The following is a 17445-nucleotide window of genomic DNA, read 5'->3' as shown; positions in this document are numbered from 1 at the left end:
ATCTAGGTTTTGCGGTGGTCATGGCCCAGGTGAGACGCCCGGTCCCTTTCCGAACCCGGAAGCTAAGGCCTGGCACGGCGATGGTACTGCACTCGATAGGGTGTGGGAGAGTAGCACGCCGCCGCAATATTCGTCACAGGGGGGTGGTCCCAACAGACCACCCCCCTTTTTTGTATTCGTGTCTTTTGCCGGCCCGCCTCTCGTGCTTGCACGGGAAGCCCGATGAAGGGGATCCCCGGGTTGCCCCTGTGGGGTTGATATTGCCAAAGACCCACCGACTTCCCCGTAGAGAAAATCAATGAACCGTTCATCCGATTTATTGGTACTGATTTATATCAAACCAATAAATCGGATGAACGGTTCGCGCTTATTGTGCAAGCCGTATTAGAAATCGAAGTTGTCCGGGTCGGCGCCGTTGCGCTTACCAGTATTGAGCGCGGTGATCGCGGCCATATCCTCTGGCGAGAGGTTGAAGTCAAACACATCGAAGTTCTGCTTGATACGCTCGGCGTGCGTGGACTTCGGCAGTACGATGATGCCGCGCTGGATATGCCAGCGAATCACCACCTGAGCTGCGGACTTGCCATACTTGGCACCGATTTCAGCCAGCACCGGCTCGGCAAGCAAATTGCCGCCAGTGCCGCCCAGCGGGCTCCATGCCTCGGTGTGAATGCTCTTACCGGCAAGGAAGTCAATCAGCTCCTGATTGGTGAACTGCGGGGAGGATTCGATCTGATCCACCGCGGGCACCACGTCACTGTTCTTCAGCAGCTCCTCGATATGATGCTGCTGGAAATTGCTCACACCAATCGCCTTCGCACGGCCGGACGCATAGATCTTCTGCAGATCATCCCAAGCCTGCTGCCAACCGTCCGCCGGCCAATGAATCAGGTACAAATCCACATAATCCAGTCCCAAGCGGTCAAGGCTTTCCTGGAAAGCGTCAAGCCCACGGTGAGCGCGAATGTCATCATTCCAGAGCTTGGTGGTCAGGAAGAAATCCTTGCGCGGCACGCCGGCACGGCGAATACCTTCGCCTACGGAAGCCTCGTTGCGGTAGATCATCGCCGTGTCGATGTGACGGTAGCCGTTCTCCAGCGCCGTCTGCACAGCGTTGATGGTGGTTTCACCATCAGGAGTCTGGAATACACCCAAGCCAACCTGAGGAATCACCGTGCCATTGTTGAGAGTAATCGTCGATTGAATCGCCATAATGCCTCGCTTAACTCAACGTCAATACTTTCCTGAGCTATTCTACGAAGCAGAGCAGCTGATTATGCGGATTTTGCTGGGTGAGGAATCTCATCACGGCTGAGATAACGGAGCGGATATATGCAATATGCGGCAGCGTTTGATGCGGGAACCACGGCGCTGAAAGGTGCGCTGGTAGCCGAAGACGGCCGGATTGTGGCCAGCACCAGCAGTAATCTCACGCTGGTTATCAACGGTGATTTCCGCGAGCAGGACCCGGGCGAATGGTGGCAGGCATTCTGCGAGGTATCTCAAGCGATGCTGAGTCAAGCGCGGGAATGCGAGCCCGGATTTAATACCTCACAAGTTGCCGGCATCATTTTCAGTGGACAGATGCAGGATGTTATCGCATTGGATGCCGAGCTACAGCCGGTATGTAATGCAATCCTGTATTCAGATGGTCGCGCGGATGCCGAGGCCGAGCAGCTCGGCAGCGCTTATGCAGGTGACACGGCACGATTCCTTGACGTTGTAGGCAATCGTCTGGAAGGTTGCTTGCCGCTGCCAAAGTTGATGTGGCTACGTGATCACGAACCGGAAACGTTCGCGCGTATGCGTCACGTACTGATCGGTTCCAAGGATTATCTCATCGCACAGCTGACGGGTAATTGCATTGGTGATGTGGCCGCGTGCGCTACCGCCGGTGCGATGAACATTCGTGAAGGCCATTGGGATAAGGAATTGTGCGAGGCCGCGGGCATTGATCTTGCATTGCTGCCCGAATTGCATAGACCACAGGATTGCATTGGCACCGTATCTGCTGCAGCCGCGCAATCTATCGGATTTGATACCGGCACTGCGGTGTACGCCGGCATCGGCGACGCCGGTGCCACCACGTTTGCCAGCGGTGTGAGCAAACCCGGACAATACAACATCAATATCGGCACATCCGGTTGGATTGCCACCGTGTCTCCTGAACCATTCGTCAACAAACCTGGTGCTGCGAACTTGGCATTCGGTGTGACACCAGGGTTTGTGAATGCTGTGCCGTTCCTTAATGCCGGCGACGTGCACAAGTGGGTGACCGGCATATTTGCCGGCGGCGATTATGCCGAAGCGCATCAGTTGTTAGAAGCATCGACACCCGGTGCCAATGGCGTGCTCTGCCTGCCGTACTTGGTAGGGGAGCGGTTCCCGGTCATGAACGCTACCATTCGTGGTGCATACGTTGGGATCACTCCAGACACCACCGCAGCGGACTTGGCGAGAGCGGCATTGGAAGGCGTGGCGTTCTCGATTCGTCAAGGCATGGAAAGCTTCGACACCACGCCGGTTTCCATATCCCTGATTGGCGGTGGTGCTCGCGAAAGCGCATGGTGCCAGATCCTAGCCGATGTGCTCGGCCATGCAATCGAGGTCTATGCCAACGCCGATATTCTGCCGGCAGTGGCACTCGCCTCTCTGGTGTTTGATCAGCCCAACCTTGCTGCGACCATCGCCGAAACCACAACCTACGTGCCGAATCCAGCGGCCGTGCGTGCATATAGTGAGTGCTATCCGCAGTTCGCCGAGCTCTACCCGGCATTGCAGGGTCTGTAGTGATCCCACCATGAGTTTTTGGCAAACATGAGATTGCCAGCAGAACACAGTGCGAGGCATTATTGATGAATATGGTGCGTAAACATATTGTCGTCGAAGGATTGGTGCAGGGCGTCGGCTTTCGCTATTTCGCGGTGATGCAGGCTTGCAAACTCGGCATTACCGGATGGGTGCGCAATCGCCGGGATGGGGCGGTGGAAGTCGAGGCACAGGGGAAGCCCGAATCGATGGAGAACTTCGTATCCGCGTTGCGGCAAGGGCCGCGGTGGGCTGAAGTACAGCATGTGAGCGTAACCGATATGACTCCGTCTGATGACGCTTCCCGTGTTTTTTCCGTTCGCATGGATTAACGAAACAGCGTGATATCTCACGATACGGGTGAAAGTGAGCGTTTCAAGGCGCTTCGTGGCTTTACGTTGCTACGATGAGGCGTTATGAGCGAGAACATCATGCGAATCATCGACCTTCGTGGTCAGAAATTGTCCCGTGCCGAACTGCTGGCCGCGATGCCGCGCGCCGCAATGGGCACTTCCGAAGCCACCGATCTGGTGCGCCCGATTCTTGACGATGTCAAGGAGCGCGGTGCCGCCGCCCTGCGTGACTTCGAGGAAAAGTTCGACCATGTACGCCCCAAGAATCTGCGCGTGCCGGCCGAAGCGATTGCCGATGCACTCACCACGCTCGATCCTGAAGTCCGTGCCGCCATCGAGGAGTCGGTGCGTCGCGCCCGTGCCGTAGCCAAGAACCAGGTGCCGAAGGACTTCCACACGGATCTGGCCCCCGGCGCTCGCGTTGCCGAACGTTGGATTCCGATTCAGCGCGTCGGCCTGTACGTGCCCGGTGGCAAAGCCGTCTACCCGTCTTCCGTGATCATGAACGCCGTGCCGGCACAGGCTGCCGGAGTCGAATCCCTGGCCATCGCCACCCCGCCCGCCCGCGATAACGCAGAAGGCCTGCCGAACAAGACCATCCTCGCCACCTGCGCCATCCTCGGCGTCGACGAGGTGTATGCGGTCGGTGGCGCACAGGCCATCGCCATGTTCGCTTACGGTGCCAAGGGCTCCGAACCGCAGGACGGCGACGTGCTGTGCGATCCGGTTGATAAGATCACCGGCCCGGGCAACATTTTCGTAGCCACCGCCAAGTCCCTGGTTTCCGCCTTCGTGGGCATCGATGCCGTGGCCGGCCCCACCGAAATCGGCATCATCGCAGACAAGACGGCGAATCCGAGCTTGCTGGCCGCCGATCTTATCGGTCAGGCCGAACATGACGAGCTCGCCGGTTCCGTGCTGTTCACCGATTCCCCCGAGCTTGCTGAGAAGGTTCAGGAGAACCTCAACTACCGTGTGCCGAAGACCGAGCACGCCGAACGCGTACACACGTCCCTGTCCGGCACCCAGTCCGCCATTGTGCTGACCGACGGTCTTGATCAGTCCATCGATGCCGCCAATGCGTACGCCGCCGAACACTTGGAAATCCAGACCGAAGACGCCGATGCCGTAGTCAAGCGCATCAAGAACGCGGGCGCTATCTTCCGTGGCCCCTATTCTCCAGTGCCGCTGGGCGATTACATGTCCGGCTCCAACCACGTGTTGCCCACCGGCGGCACCGCACGTTTCGCCGCAGGCCTTGGCGTACACACGTTCATGAAGCCGGTTGAGGTTATCGAATACGACGAGGAAGGTCTGAAGGCTCTTGCCGCACGTATCAACGCCTTCGCTGTTTCGGAGGACCTGCCCGCTCACGGCGAGTGTGTGCTGAGTCGTTTCGTGAAGGATCCGTACGACAAGGCTACTCTGCGCGAGCAGGAGATCGAAGCCGGCCTGCGCTGAACCGACTTGAGACAGTTATATCTTGACTCCTCTTACTGGAACATCGTCATCAGATAAACAACGAGATTGCGATGATGATGCACCACAAGAGGAGCCGAGAATATGAAAGGTAATAGGGAAGAGCAATGACTGAAGCAACGAATGCGATCCCGGCGAATCTGCCGCTGCGCAACGATCTGATCGGCGAGGAACCCTACGGCGCGCCGCAACTCGACGTACCGGTATGCCTGAACGTCAACGAGAATCCATATGCGCCGGATCCAGCGGTCTGCGAGACCATCGCCAAGCGTGTGCTGGAGATCGCGCCGACGCTCAACCGTTACCCCGACCGTGAGCATATCGCTTTGCGACAGGCATTCAGCGACTATTTGACCCGCGAATCCGGTACCCATCTGGATGTGGATGAGCTGTGGGGTGCCAACGGCTCCAACGAGATCATGCTTCAGCTGTTCCAGGCGTTCGGTGGCCCGGGCCGTACCGCCTTGGGTGCCGACCCCACCTATTCCATGTATCCGGAATACGCGCGAGACACGTTCACCGGCTGGAAACTGGCGCATCGCAACGCCGACTTCACGCTGAACGTGGACAAGACCATCGAGGCCATCCACGAGGTCAAGCCCTCCATGGTGCTGCTCACCAGCCCGAACAATCCGACCGGTACCCCGTTGCCGATGGAGGATATCGAACGTATTCTTGCCGCTTGTGAAACTGCGGAAGTAGCTGGCGCGCCTGAAGGCGTACATCCGATTTTGGTGATCGACGAAGCGTATGTCGAGTTCCGCAAGCCCGGCACCCCAAGCGCGGTCTGCCTGATCAAGGACCATCCGAATCTGGCCGTCAGCCGCACCATGAGCAAGGCATTCGCCTTCGCCGGCGCGCGTGTAGGCTATCTGGCAGCATCCAAAGGCATCATCGACTGCGTGCGTATCGTGCGCATGCCGTATCACCTGTCCGCTGTAACCCAAGCTGCTGCTTTGGCTGCTTTCGAACATACCGACGAGCAACTGAGCCGCGTGGAACACTTGCGTGAAACACGCGAAGCCACAGCCGAATGGCTCAAGTCGCAAACGTATAAGGGACAGCCGCTCGAAGTAGCCGAATCCGGATCCAATTTCCTGCTGTTCGGCGGTCACTTCGATGATCGTGATGCCATCTTCGACGAACTGCTCAAGCGTGGCGTGCTCATCCGCGTGGTGGGCCCCGATGGCTGGCTACGTGTCTGCATGGGCACCGACGAGGAGATGGAACAGTTCCGCAACGCGCTTGCTGAGACGTTGCGCATCGTCGAATCCAAGTGACTCAACCCTGCTCGGGTCTAGGCGAAAAGCCGCGGCACCCAAGTTGCCGGAGACCGACGGTTGGATGAACGGCGGCAGGCGTTTGATAGGCGGGTTCTTCAGCATTCATTGCCCACCGCCTTTCCGCTGCCGCTACATATCGAATGACCTTTACAAGAAGGAGGGATGACATGGCACGCACCGCGCATATCGTCCGTGAAACCAGCGAATCACATATCGATCTTGAACTGAACCTTGACGGTACCGGACAGACCGACATCGACACTTCGGTGCCGTTCTATAACCATATGATGACTGCGCTCGGTAAGCATTCGCTGATCGATCTGAAGATCCATGCCCATGGCGACACCGATATCGACGTGCATCACACCGTGGAAGACACGGCCATCGTATTCGGCGAGGCGCTCAAGCAAGCTCTGGGAGACAAGCGCGGCATTCGTCGCTTTGCTGACGCCACTGTACCTCTGGATGAAGCGCTCGCCAAGGCCGTGGTGGACATCTCCGGCCGCCCCTACTGTGTGTGCAGCGGTGAGCCGGCAGGGTATGAATACTGCATGATGGGCGGTCATTTCACCGGCTCATTGGTGCGTCATGTCATGGAATCCATTGCGTTCCATGCCGGTATCTGCCTGCACATGCAAGTGCTTGCCGGCCGTGATCCGCATCATATCGCCGAAGCTGAATTCAAAGCCTTGGCGCGCGCATTGCGTTTCGCCATTGAGCCCGATACCCGTATTGAGGGACTGATCCCCAGCACCAAGGGGGCTTTGTGATGTCCGCAAACGACGACGATATCAACAGCAATGGTGTCGGCCGCGGCTCTGACTCGGAATTCAATGCAGACGATGAGTCGCATTTCTCCGACGAGGAGCTGGAGGCGGCTCTGGCTGGTTTCGAGCAGGAATTCGCTGATCAGTCAGCATCGGAGCAAGCGTCGCCACAAGCCGATTCCCAAAGCGGTGATACTGCATCTGATACGACCGACGCTACTGCGGATGACCTCGATGCCGCGTCAGTGGCAGACGCAGTCAACGAGGCCATGGCCGATGTGGTGGACCCCTCGGATGGTTTTGAAAACGAGTTGGCCGGATTGCTCGGCAACCGGGCGAAAACCGCATTGCTGGTTACACGAGTGGCTTCCGCGGATCTGCTGGCCGCGTTCTGTCAGCTGTCAGATATCGCCGCATCTTGTATCGGTTCCAATCAGGGTGCCGTCGCGGTGTTGAAGAATCTTGACGGTGACGGTCCTGAGGCCGCTGCCAAGGATCTGACCACTGTCGTTTCCGGTATGGCGGTTATTCTGGCGGTCAATCGTGCCGACAAGCTTGAAGTGACCATGTATGTACAGGGTGAAGCTGGTCAAAGCTTTGCGCCGCCGGTGCTGTTTACCTCCACTCCTCGGTTCGTGGAGGATTTGATGCTGGGCATCGTGACATTGCCTCAGCTGAGAACCCAAGGATTCGAGGTAGTGGATTCCGCAAGCCTGAGCCATGATCAAGCTATGCAGATTCTGGCTGACCATACCAAACGTGGCCGTGGCGGGCGAGGCAGCCGTATCGAGTAGTGCTGCATCGATTCCGCAAGCTTCGCAGACTCTATGGACGCTCAGAATTCTACGGATCTTGCATATTCACGCTGACCAATCAATCGGATAATCATTCTGCTGCGTCGCCAGACATACGTTGACGATTACAGCAGACTACGAACTTGAAGAGAAAGGCACCAAGACAATGACCACGGCTGTTGTCTTCGATTACGGTTTCGGCAACGTGCGTTCCATGGTGCGTGCGCTATCCAATTTGGGAGTGGACACCACACTCACCTCTGACTACCGTCAGGCACTTGAAGCCGACGGACTGGTGGTGCCCGGAGTCGGCGCGTTCGCGGCCTGCATGGATGGCCTGAAACAAGTGGACGGCGATCGGGTGATCTACGATCGCATCCGTGCCGGCCGACCGGTGCTCGGTGTGTGCGTGGGTGAACAGATCATGTTCGAACATGGTCATGAACATGGTGCGGATGCCGAAGGCGTAGGTCTGATCGGTGGCTCGGTCGATTTGTTGGATGCCGATGTGGTGCCGCATATGGGATGGGATACCGTTGACGCGGCCCCCGGCTCCGTTCTGCTCAAGGGCGTGGAGCAGGAGCGATTCTACTTCGTGCACTCATATGCCGCGATGGGAGTGCGCGCCGCGGATACTACTCGCTTCGAGATCGATTTCGCAGATGCGCCGGAGCATGTGAGCTGGTGCGAATATGGACGTTCACGTTTTGTGGCCGCCTATGAGCACGGGCCGTTGTCTGCCACGCAGTTCCATCCGGAAAAATCCGGAGACGCCGGCGCTCAGCTGCTGAAGAATTGGATCGCTACGTTCTGATCGAGCCAGCTGCTGCGTTTGCCGTGACCGTGCGGTGGCGCTTGAGTCAATGCAACGGTGATTCGTGATTGTTCGTGATTGTTACAGAAGTACAGAAAGGTTGTTCTCATGTCTTTGACGCTGCTCCCCGCCGTTGACGTTCGCGACGGCAAGGCCGTGCGCCTTCGTCAGGGCGAATCCGGCTCCGAAACCGATTACGGTTCACCGTTCGAGGCGGCCCGCACGTGGGTCGAGGCCGGTGCCGAGTGGATTCATCTGGTTGATCTGGACGCCGCTTTCGGCACGGGCAACAACCGTGACCAGCTGCGTGAGATTGTGCATGAACTGGGTGACAAGGTCAACATCGAACTGTCCGGTGGCGTGCGTGACGATGATTCGCTGGAAGCCGCTCTGGAGGCGGGTGCCGCTCGCGTGAACATCGGTACGGCCGCATTGGAGAATCCGGATTGGACCGCGTCGGTGATCAAGAAGTATGGTGATCGCGTGGCTGTCGGTCTCGATGTGCGCGGACATACGTTGGCCGCACGTGGCTGGACCCGTGAAGGCGGAGATCTGTTTGAAACCATGAAGTTCCTTGACTCCGTGGGCTGCTCGCGCTATGTGGTGACCGACGTGGCCAAGGACGGCATGATGTCCGGTCCGAACATCGAACTGCTGCGCGAAGTGGCCGAACGTACCGACGCCAAGGTGACGGCATCCGGCGGCATCTCGAAGCTTGATGATCTCAAAGCCATCAAGACACTGGCTGATTTGGGCGTGGATGCCGCGATTCTCGGCAAATCCCTGTACGCTCGTGCTTTTACTCTCCAAGAAGCGCTGGAAGTGGCGAAGTAAAACTACGGGGGTTGACGGGTTCTATGAATTCGTCAACCTCTGAAGCTCTTTGACGTCTTTTGAACACCACGGGAGTCTATTGTGAAGTCTCCCGGAGTGTTCTGGGGGTTCTTGAAGCTTTTTGGAAGCTATTGGCGCGGTAAATTCTCGAAATGATCCCTAGCTTCGAGAAATTACCGCGCTGAGCAATCGTCAGTGCGGGAAATTCTCGCGCAGTGGGTTGTTCTCGAGAATAAGTTGCACTGAGCAATCGTCAGTGCGGTAAATTCTCGGGAATGACCTTGCTCGTCGCGGGGAACTATGCGCCGAGATCCTCGACCGCTACTTGGTGCACGGCAGCTCGCCGGATTTGATGAGTTTCTTGAATACTGCGTAATCCTCGTCGTTCTGCTCGGCGTAGCTCACGGCGAACGATGCGATGGCTTGGTCGAACTCATCGGTGCCGCCCATGTAATTGGCGATGGCGATGGAATCGCCGGTACGGGCATGCGCATGAGCCAGCGACCAAGCACACATGCGCGACAGATCACTTAAACCCGAAGCGTTGAGATTGTCAATGTCGATTGATCCCTTGCCGTTCCACAGCTGACGCACGTAATAATCGCGTTTGCGACCATCCTCGGCTATGAAGCTCGACCATCCGAGCAGTACATCGGCGGTGCTCTGAATCAGTTTCTGCCCCTGCACCACACGCTCGCCATGTGTGGCGTAACGGGAAGCACCGCAGTAATGTTCAAGCACGGAATATGTGGCCTCCTTCATCTGCAGCATCATCGGATCGTCGATATCGCGGGCGATCCATACCGACGTCCACGCACGCTGACCAACCGACCCGACGCCCACCACCTTGCGGGCGGAGTCCTGATACCTCAGATGATCGAACACCATGCGGCGGTCATCGTACAGGGAATGCTTATAGCTTTCGAGCAGGGTGCTGATACGTGCCTGCAGCGCCTCCGGATCGGCATACTCCTGCAGCTCGTTGATCGGCACCAATTCCGGAGGATTGGACTTGAACCGTAGCTTGCCGCCCTCATAGCGGCATAGTTTGGCAGCCGCCGCATCGTTGTCCTTCAGCAATGCCTTCATCGCGGCTTCTCGCAATACGGGGCTGCGCCTAGAACCACTGGTTTCGAACCGGTCCAATGTTTCCTCAACATCCAGATGCTCGTACCAGGCATCCAGATAGTCCATTTCGGAGAACCATTTCATGCGCTCGCGGTATGTGCGTACGCATTGCAACACCGCGGTACGGCGATCCTTGGTCTTCAACTTATTGGCCCGCCCGCAAATCTCCACGGAAACAGCCAAGCGTTTCAAATCCCATTCCCACGGTCCGATGGCGGTTTCGTCGAAATCATTGATATCGAACACCAGACGGGCGGAAGGGGAACGGAAGATGCCGAAGTTGCCGATATGCGCATCGCCCACGCACTGCACCGGAATGCCGGTAACCGGCGTGGAAGCCAGATCGTTGGTCATGATAAGCACCGTGCCGCGGTAGAACGTGAACGAGCTTACGCTCATGCGCTTATAGCGCAACGGAACCAATTCCGGTACACGAATCGCAGACTGTTCCTCCAGCAAGCTGATGGCTTCACGCCGGCCTTCGCGCACCTGCCAGATGGCATGTGACTCAAGCGGTGCCGAGTTACGTGCCGCAATGCCGGCTCGCGAACGGTCGCGAGGATTAACGGCCTGCTTCCAGCTGGTCACATCAATGGGTGGGTTTGCGGACGGGGCCAGATGATCTTCGCTCATAACCTATAACTGTAACGCCGAACAGCTGTGATAAGACACTGGAGTCGCCGATGCTGAGAATTCGGTGTACATTACGAGCCTCTGATATGGGAGCGGAGGTGCTTAAGCGAAAGGAAGCGCAAGACAAGCATGAGATGTTAACGCTGAACGTAACACGATTATGGAACCATAGGCAATTATGGATAAACAGCAGGAGTTTGCGCTGCGCACGGTCGAAGAACGCGACGTGCGCTTCATTCGTCTTTGGTTCACGGATGTGTTGGGAACATTGAAGTCCGTGGCCATCGCGCCAGCTGAACTGGAGGCCGCATTCGAAGAGGGGCTTGGCTTCGACGGTTCCGCCATCGAAGGCATGACCAGAATCTCCGAAGACGACATGATCGTTCAGCCCGATCCATCCACGTTCCAGATTCTGCCTTGGCGTGGCGGTCCGCAAGGCACCGCGCGCATGTTCTGCGATATTCTGACCCCGGACGGCGAGCCTTCGCTCGGCGACCCCCGTCACGTGTTGAAGCGTGCGCTCGCCAAAGCCAAGGAAAAGGGATTCACGTTCTACGTACACCCGGAGATCGAGTTCTATCTGTTCGAAAGTCAGGATGACTGGTCCAAGGCCCCCACGCCGATCGATGAGGGCGGCTACTTCGATCATGTGCCGCGTAGCCCAGGCATGGATTTCCGTCGTGCCACCGTGAACATGCTCGAACAGATGGGCATCTCGGTGGAGTACTCGCATCATGAGGCGGGCCCCGGCCAGAACGAGATCGACCTGCGATACGCAGACGCGCTCACCACGGCCGACAACATCATGACCTTCCGCACGGTGGTCAAGGAGATCTCGCTGGAGCGTGGCATCCACGCCAGCTTCATGCCCAAGCCTTTGGCCGATGCACCTGGCTCGGGCATGCACACGCATCTGAGCTTGTTCGAGGGGGATTCCAACGCCTTCTATGAGGCCGGTCAGGAATTCAACATGTCCCTGACCGCCCGCCAGTTCGCGGCCGGCATCCTCTACCATGCTGCGGAAATCTGCGCCGTCACCGACCAGTACGTCAACTCGTACAAGCGCCTGTGGGGCGGCAATGAGGCGCCGAGCTACATTTGCTGGGGACACAACAACCGTTCCGCTTTGCTGCGCATCCCGCAGTACAAGCCGGGCAAGGGCAATTCCGCGCGCATGGAGTTCCGTGCGCTCGACCCGGTGGCCAACCCGTATCTGGCGTACTCGGTGCTGCTGGCCGCCGGCCTTGATGGCATCGACAAGCAGATGCAGCTGGGCGAGCCCACCAGCGATGATGTCTGGGAGCTCACCGACGGAGAACGTCAAGCTATGGGCATCCAGCCGTTGCCGCGCTCGCTGGACGAGGCGTTGAAGGTTATGGAGAAGTCCGATTTCGTGGCGGAAGTGCTCGGTGAGCATGCCTTCGGCTACTTCCTGGACAACAAGCACCAGGAGTGGGAGGAATACAACCAGCAGGTCACGCCGTTTGAGTTGAAGAAATATCTGCCTAGGTTGTGATCGGCCGGCCCTCTGCTCAAACCGACACCATACGATGTGAAGTGGCTCTCCTCGGATACTGAGGAGAGCCACTTCACATATCGGCCCCGGCCCCATTTCGCGGACTTGTTTTCATCTGCGGTATGGCTTGCAGGAGGGGGGCGAGTCCATCAGCGTGTCTCGGCATGGCGTTTGTAGACGTTGCCGCATACCATGCAACTCGGTAAACACGAGCACTGAAGGAGCCTCTACCATGGCCAATACGCAGACGCCCACGTCCGAGGCACCGCATGGCGACGTGCGCGAGGATCGATTTTTCACGCTGCCGGTCAACATTTTGATCTTCGCCAGCTTCATGCTCGGCATGAGTGAGTTTGTGGTCGTCGGCATTCTGCCGGATATTGCGGCGGGACTTCAGGTTTCCGAGGTGACGGTCGGCAATCTGGTGGCCATCTTCGCGTTCGTATACGCGCCGTGTACGCCGCTCGGATCGGCGTTGAGCGCGCGATTCCCTCGGTTTGTCACCTATCTGACGTTGATGAGCGTATTCCTTCTCGGCAATGTGTTGTGCGCGTTCGCTCCGAACTATCCGGTGCTGCTGATCGCTCGACTGATCATCGCATCCGTCTCCGGCACATTGGTGGCCATCGCCATGACATTCGCGCCGGATGTGACGCATGAGCGCTACCGCACCAAATTCATCGCATGGGTGTTCTCGGGATTCTCCATCGCCTCCGTAGTGGGCGTGCCGATCGGCACGGCCGTGGCCAATGCGTTCGGATGGCGCTGGACCTTCCATATCATCAATCTGCTGACCGTGGTGTTGCTGATCGCGATGTTCCCTGTCCTGCCGCGCAACAGCCATATCGTACAGGTGGGATTCCTTTCCCAGTTCCGCTTGTTCTTCGATCAACGTATTCATCTGGGCGTGCTGGCCGTAGTGTTCGGTGCCGCGTCCAGCTACGTGTTCTATACGTATCTGACGCCGATCATGCGCGATGAAGTGCATCTGCCTGAGCAATATGTCAGCCTTGGTCTGGTGATCTATGGCGTGGCCTGTCTGTGCAGCAACCTGACCGCCGGAAAACTCGCCGAACATGGCAGGGGAGTGGAGCCATTGTTCCACTTGCGTTGGGTGTACTTGGTTCATGCGGTATTGCTGTGCTCATTGGCGCTGGTTCATTGGGTTCCGTGGTATGGTGCGGCCCTGTTGGTGGTTCTAGGCCTGCTCATGTATCACTTCAACGCTTCGTCGCAGGTGCTGTATATGGATGTGGCTGCACAGTCCCACCCGGGTTCGATGAATCTTGCCTCGTCGCTCAATTCAATGTCCTTCAACATCGGCATCGCCGTCGGTTCGGCGGTCGGTGGCCTGACGAACGACCATCTGGGATTGACCTGGCTGGGGCCGGTGGGCGCTGTATTCGCGCTGCTGGGCATGGCCGTCACCATGGCGATGCGTCCTTATGTGGGACGCCATCTGGAACGTTGACGCGAGTCGTGCAGATGAGTCAACGCATATGCCGGTAAAGTAGCGGGCATAAACAGCGTTGTTATGCAGGTGAAAGGCGTTCCCCATGGTCAATATATCGGATGTGGCCCGGGCGGCGGGAGTATCGAAGGCGACCGTATCGTACGTATTGTCGAACGACCCGAGAATCACCGAGCAGACGGCGAACAAAGTCCGCAAAGCAGTCAAGGAACTGGGGTATACGGTCAATCATGCGGCACGTGCGTTGTCCGCGAACGAAACCAAAACGTTCGGCATCGTCTCCCCGGCCTACCACAGCAACTATCTTTCGGCCCTGTTCGGTCTGCATGTGTATTTGATGTCGGAATGCGCGGCGCAATACGGTTACGATACGTTGTTCATCGGCAACGATGATGGTGCCGAGGCGATGCTCAAGGCATGGAATTCCCGCAAGGTCGATGGATTCATTCTGATGGATGTGCGCGATGACGATCCCCGTATGCGCATCGCTGCGAAAATGAACATGCCGACCGTGGTGTTCGGCTCTCCCAAAGACTCCTTTGGCCTTGATGTCGTCGATTCCGATTTCGTCAAGGAATCGGCGAAAATCATTAACTTTCTTGCATCCGAGAACCATGCCGAGATCACGCTGGTATTGTGGTCGAAGCAGATTTTCAAACGGCACATGGGCTTTGCCTTGCGGTTCTATGATGCAATGACAGCCATAGCCGACCGTCATGGACTTGTTGTGCATACAGTCAGTCCGGATGATGACAACGCCGGTCCGACGCAAATCATCGAGCAGGCTTTGGATACCTATCCGCAATCCACGGCAATGGTGATACATAATGAGCCTGCCACCATAGTTGGCCCGCAGACATTCGCACAACTGGATATCAGAGTTCCCGATGATTTGCGTGTGGTTACGTTGTTCCCCAAACAGTTGACTACCACAATGAAAATACCTTTTGCCACTGTGCAGACCGACGTCAATCAGTTGGCGCAGACCGCCATCCAGCTGTTGATGTCACGAGTTGCCAATCGCGACGCGCCGAAGGCTGAGGTGTTGTTTGATTTTCCTCTAGTGATTGAGCCATAACGGGTTTAGCGCTAACAGTCGCCGGCGGTAATGGTTAATTCGTTGCACTAATTTGCATTTGCGTGATCCGTGGTGTATATTAAATAACTGTTGAACCGGTTAAACGAAATCAGGACAACCGTTCGAGCTCTATGCGATTGTTCTGGAAATATTGTTGCACGCAGTGTTGCGTGGCGATGAAAGGAATCAAGAGATGACCAATTCAACTTCCCGTCGTGCCCTTGCTTTCGTGGTCGCGGCCGCCGCCGTGATGAGCTTGGCCGCCTGTGGTGGCTCCTCGTCTGCCAAGGACGACAAAACCATCGAATTCTGGGATCCGTACCCGCAGAAGACCGCCGACAGCACCTGGCAGGCCTTCGTGGAGAAGTGCGCTCCCGACGGATACACCGTCAAGCGAGTCGGCTACGCGCAGTCCGATCTGCTGAACAACCTCACCACTGCCGTGAAGGCGAACAACGCCCCTGAAATCGCCCTTATCGATAACCCGAAGATGCCGACCGCCGTCGATGCCGGTCTGGTCACGGATATCAAGGCCGCTGGCGTGGACGTCTCCGGATACGACGCGAACATCGAGGGCCCGGGCATCGTGGACGGCGTGCAGTACGGCGTCTCCTATGGCTCCAACGCGCTCGGCTTGTACTACAACCCGACCGTCCTGCAGAAGGCGGGCGTGGATCCGGCTTCCATTACCGATTGGGATTCCCTCAACGCCGCAATCGAGAAGGTCGTGAACGCCGGATTCAAGGGCATCACCTTCGCCGGCATCTCCGGCGAGGAAGGTACCTTCCAGTTCCTGCCCTGGTTCTGGGGCGCGGGCGGCAAGCTGGCGGACGCTTCCGGTTCCACCGCCGAACAGGATGCGCTCGATCTGGTCTCCGGCTGGGTGCAGAAGGGCTGGGCTCCGAAGTCCGTGGCCACCGACAACCAGTCCGCCGCATGGGATCTCTTCCTCACCGGCGAGTACGGCTTCTCCGAGAACGGTTCTTGGCAGGCTGAGTCCGCGGCCCAGGAAGGCTACGAGATGATTCCGATCCCAGGCAAGGACGGCGGCGTCGCCCCGGTGCCGACCGGTGGCGAGTTCATCACCATCCCCACGCAGAAGAACATGAGCGATGAAAAGCTGGCCGCAACGGTCAAGGTCATCGAATGCCTCGTTGACGGTGACAACCTCAAGTCCCTGAACGACGAAATGGTCTACTTGGCCGCCAAGAGCGACGTGCGCGCCCAGCAGGTCAAGGAGAACGAGGTGTGGAAGCCGTGGGTCAAGATCGTGGAAAGCGCCTCCGGCCGCACCACCGACGTTGGCCTCAAGTACGAGGACATCTCCGCTCAGCTCTCCGAGGATCTGCAGGCCGCTCTGAACAAGGCCTGATTCTCAAAAGCCGGAGCAATCCGGCTGGTCCACCATCTTTCTTCCTTTCTCCTTCCTCCTCCGGGTGCCCGGCTCCGAGCCGCTTCCTCTAGCCGGTGCCGGGCACCTTCCTTGTTCACGTCATTGACGACGTTCTCCTGTTCGGATTCTTTCCGTTTTTCGATTTTTGTTTCACGATAGGCGGCATAATGTCAACCACACAAACGCATGCGCCCAAGCCGGCCAAGCGCATCAAACCAACCACTTGGGCGGCCATAGGATTCGCCGCTCCGCTCATCATCTACATGCTGGTGTTCTACGTTTCCCCGTTGGTCCAGAACATCTCGATGAGCTTGCACCGTTACACCCGTCGTACCTTCGTCACCGGAGAAGCTCCTTGGACCGGACTTGACGTCTACAAAGAGGTCGTGTCCACCCCTGAATTCTGGACCACCTTGCGTCAGACCCTGATCTTCGTGGTGCTCTCCATCGTGTTCCAATACTCGATCGGTTTGGCTTTGGCTGTGTTCTTCAACCAGAACTTCAAACTGTCCGCCGGTTTGCGCGGCGCGTTCCTGGTGCCGTGGCTGCTGCCGCCGATGATCTCCGGCACCATCTGGCAGTGGATGATGGACGCGGACAGCGGTCTGGTCAACAACCTGCTCGGTGTATTCGGATTGGATCCGGTCTGGTGGCTGCAGGCCGACAAATCCCTATGGGCCGTGATCATCGCCAACATCTGGCTGGGTATTCCGTTCAACCTCGTGATCCTCTACTCCGGTCTGCAGAACATCAACGGCGATCTGTACGAGGCGGCCTCGCTGGACGGCTGCAACGCCTGGCAGCGTTTCTGGAAGATCACCTTCCCGCTGCTCAAGCCGGTCACGATGATCACCCTGCTGCTCGGCTTCGTCTACACGCTACGCACCGTGGACATCATCTGGATCATGACCAAGGGCACCGGCACCTCCCGCACGCTGGCCACCTGGGCCTATGAGATGGCGTTCGGCAAGGGCACTTCCGCAACCATCAAGTATTCCGAAGCCTCCGTGGTCGGTACGATCCTGATTCTGGTGGCGCTCGCCTTCGCCCTGATCTATCTGTGGGCGCAGGGCAAAGAGGAAGAGAGGTAATCG

At 57.7% G+C, this 17445-nt stretch carries 15 protein-coding genes and 1 rRNA gene; 14 read left to right on the top strand and 2 right to left on the bottom strand.

Annotated features, from left to right (window positions below; translation table 11 throughout):
• The first annotated feature begins 10 nt into the window (after positions 1–10).
• A 5S ribosomal RNA gene (rrf, locus tag G1C97_RS03680) occupies positions 11–127 on the top strand.
• 257 nt (positions 128–384) lie between these two features.
• Here rrf and G1C97_RS03675 read toward each other — a convergent pair.
• Positions 385–1212: an aldo/keto reductase gene (locus G1C97_RS03675; RefSeq protein WP_169240577.1), complete on the bottom strand. Its 828-nt coding sequence runs from the start codon at positions 1210–1212 to the stop codon at positions 385–387.
• A 120-nt stretch (positions 1213–1332) separates the two neighbouring features.
• On the opposite strand from G1C97_RS03675, the gene G1C97_RS03670 reads away from it, so the two are divergent.
• The 8 genes from G1C97_RS03670 to priA all read left to right on the top strand — a co-directional run bounded on the left by G1C97_RS03670 (position 1333) and on the right by priA (position 9132).
• Complete coding sequence (locus tag G1C97_RS03670) at positions 1333–2790, top strand: xylulokinase (protein WP_169240576.1); 1458 nt, start codon at positions 1333–1335, stop codon at positions 2788–2790.
• Positions 2791–2855: 65 nt separating this feature from the next.
• Positions 2856–3140 (top strand): acylphosphatase, encoded by a 285-nt coding sequence (locus G1C97_RS03665; protein WP_205832505.1) that lies wholly within the window; start codon positions 2856–2858, stop codon positions 3138–3140.
• Positions 3141–3224: 84 nt separating this feature from the next.
• Positions 3225–4622 carry a histidinol dehydrogenase gene (gene hisD / locus G1C97_RS03660; protein ID WP_169240575.1) on the top strand — a complete coding sequence of 466 codons (1398 nt, stop codon included), beginning with the start codon at positions 3225–3227 and terminating at the stop codon, positions 4620–4622.
• Between the two features lie 125 nt (positions 4623–4747).
• Complete coding sequence (locus G1C97_RS03655; RefSeq protein WP_169240574.1) at positions 4748–5920, top strand: histidinol-phosphate transaminase; 1173 nt, start codon at positions 4748–4750, stop codon at positions 5918–5920.
• 170 nt (positions 5921–6090) lie between these two features.
• A complete protein-coding gene (gene hisB / locus G1C97_RS03650; protein ID WP_169240573.1) occupies positions 6091–6693 on the top strand; it encodes an imidazoleglycerol-phosphate dehydratase HisB in 603 nt (200 codons plus the stop codon).
• Entirely contained in the window at positions 6693–7484 is a 792-nt protein-coding gene (locus tag G1C97_RS03645) for a hypothetical protein (protein WP_169240572.1), read from the top strand. The genes hisB and G1C97_RS03645 overlap by 1 nt, the downstream gene beginning before the upstream one ends.
• 166 nt (positions 7485–7650) lie before the next feature.
• Positions 7651–8298, top strand: coding sequence for an imidazole glycerol phosphate synthase subunit HisH (gene hisH, locus G1C97_RS03640; RefSeq protein WP_169240571.1), 648 nt, complete (start codon positions 7651–7653; stop codon positions 8296–8298).
• A 108-nt stretch (positions 8299–8406) separates the two neighbouring features.
• Positions 8407–9132: a bifunctional 1-(5-phosphoribosyl)-5-((5-phosphoribosylamino)methylideneamino)imidazole-4-carboxamide isomerase/phosphoribosylanthranilate isomerase PriA gene (gene priA / locus G1C97_RS03635; RefSeq protein ID WP_169240570.1), complete on the top strand. Its 726-nt coding sequence runs from the start codon at positions 8407–8409 to the stop codon at positions 9130–9132.
• A 321-nt stretch (positions 9133–9453) separates the two neighbouring features.
• On the opposite strand, the gene G1C97_RS03630 is transcribed toward priA, so the two are convergent.
• Complete coding sequence (locus tag G1C97_RS03630) at positions 9454–10893, bottom strand: DUF2252 domain-containing protein (protein WP_169240569.1); 1440 nt, start codon at positions 10891–10893, stop codon at positions 9454–9456.
• A gap of 178 nt (positions 10894–11071) precedes the next feature.
• Here G1C97_RS03630 and glnA point away from each other — a divergent pair, with 178 nt between their 5' ends.
• The 5 genes from glnA to G1C97_RS03605 all read left to right on the top strand — a co-directional run bounded on the left by glnA (position 11072) and on the right by G1C97_RS03605 (position 17442).
• On the top strand, positions 11072–12409 hold the full coding sequence (glnA, locus tag G1C97_RS03625; protein ID WP_100495334.1) for a type I glutamate--ammonia ligase: 1338 nt from the start codon (positions 11072–11074) through the stop codon (positions 12407–12409).
• A 232-nt stretch (positions 12410–12641) separates the two neighbouring features.
• Entirely contained in the window at positions 12642–13880 is a 1239-nt protein-coding gene (locus G1C97_RS03620) for an MFS transporter (protein WP_169240568.1), read from the top strand.
• An 85-nt stretch (positions 13881–13965) separates the two neighbouring features.
• Positions 13966–14958: a LacI family DNA-binding transcriptional regulator gene (locus G1C97_RS03615; RefSeq protein WP_169240567.1), complete on the top strand. Its 993-nt coding sequence runs from the start codon at positions 13966–13968 to the stop codon at positions 14956–14958.
• Positions 14959–15151: 193 nt separating this feature from the next.
• Positions 15152–16330, top strand: coding sequence for an ABC transporter substrate-binding protein (locus G1C97_RS03610; protein WP_169240566.1), 1179 nt, complete (start codon positions 15152–15154; stop codon positions 16328–16330).
• 188 nt (positions 16331–16518) lie between these two features.
• On the top strand, positions 16519–17442 hold the full coding sequence (locus G1C97_RS03605; protein ID WP_100495338.1) for a carbohydrate ABC transporter permease: 924 nt from the start codon (positions 16519–16521) through the stop codon (positions 17440–17442).
• Positions 17443–17445 lie beyond the last annotated feature (3 nt).

Origin of the sequence: Bifidobacterium olomucense (assembly GCF_012932375.1) — a bacterium.
Taxonomy (GTDB): Bacteria; Actinomycetota; Actinomycetes; order Actinomycetales; family Bifidobacteriaceae; genus Bifidobacterium; species Bifidobacterium olomucense.
Note: the sequence above shows the minus strand (reverse complement) of the source record. Positions and strands in the feature narration are given on the sequence as shown.

Bases quoted from the DNA above. Each gene is read 5' to 3' on its own strand.
- glnA (WP_100495334.1), top strand. From the start codon at position 11,072: ATGGATAAACAGCAGGAGTTTGCGCTGCGCACGGTCGAAGAACGCGAC.
- hisH (WP_169240571.1), top strand. From the start codon at position 7,651: ATGACCACGGCTGTTGTCTTCGATTACGGTTTCGGCAACGTGCGTTCC.
- G1C97_RS03670 (WP_169240576.1), top strand. From the start codon at position 1,333: ATGCAATATGCGGCAGCGTTTGATGCGGGAACCACGGCGCTGAAAGGT.
- G1C97_RS03675 (WP_169240577.1), bottom strand. From the start codon at position 1,212: ATGGCGATTCAATCGACGATTACTCTCAACAATGGCACGGTGATTCCT.
- G1C97_RS03615 (WP_169240567.1), top strand. From the start codon at position 13,966: ATGGTCAATATATCGGATGTGGCCCGGGCGGCGGGAGTATCGAAGGCG.
- G1C97_RS03655 (WP_169240574.1), top strand. From the start codon at position 4,748: ATGACTGAAGCAACGAATGCGATCCCGGCGAATCTGCCGCTGCGCAAC.
- priA (WP_169240570.1), top strand. From the start codon at position 8,407: ATGTCTTTGACGCTGCTCCCCGCCGTTGACGTTCGCGACGGCAAGGCC.
- G1C97_RS03665 (WP_205832505.1), top strand. From the start codon at position 2,856: ATGAATATGGTGCGTAAACATATTGTCGTCGAAGGATTGGTGCAGGGC.
- G1C97_RS03630 (WP_169240569.1), bottom strand. From the start codon at position 10,893: ATGAGCGAAGATCATCTGGCCCCGTCCGCAAACCCACCCATTGATGTG.
- G1C97_RS03620 (WP_169240568.1), top strand. From the start codon at position 12,642: ATGGCCAATACGCAGACGCCCACGTCCGAGGCACCGCATGGCGACGTG.
- hisD (WP_169240575.1), top strand. From the start codon at position 3,225: ATGAGCGAGAACATCATGCGAATCATCGACCTTCGTGGTCAGAAATTG.
- hisB (WP_169240573.1), top strand. From the start codon at position 6,091: ATGGCACGCACCGCGCATATCGTCCGTGAAACCAGCGAATCACATATC.
- G1C97_RS03645 (WP_169240572.1), top strand. From the start codon at position 6,693: ATGTCCGCAAACGACGACGATATCAACAGCAATGGTGTCGGCCGCGGC.
- G1C97_RS03610 (WP_169240566.1), top strand. From the start codon at position 15,152: ATGACCAATTCAACTTCCCGTCGTGCCCTTGCTTTCGTGGTCGCGGCC.
- G1C97_RS03605 (WP_100495338.1), top strand. From the start codon at position 16,519: ATGTCAACCACACAAACGCATGCGCCCAAGCCGGCCAAGCGCATCAAA.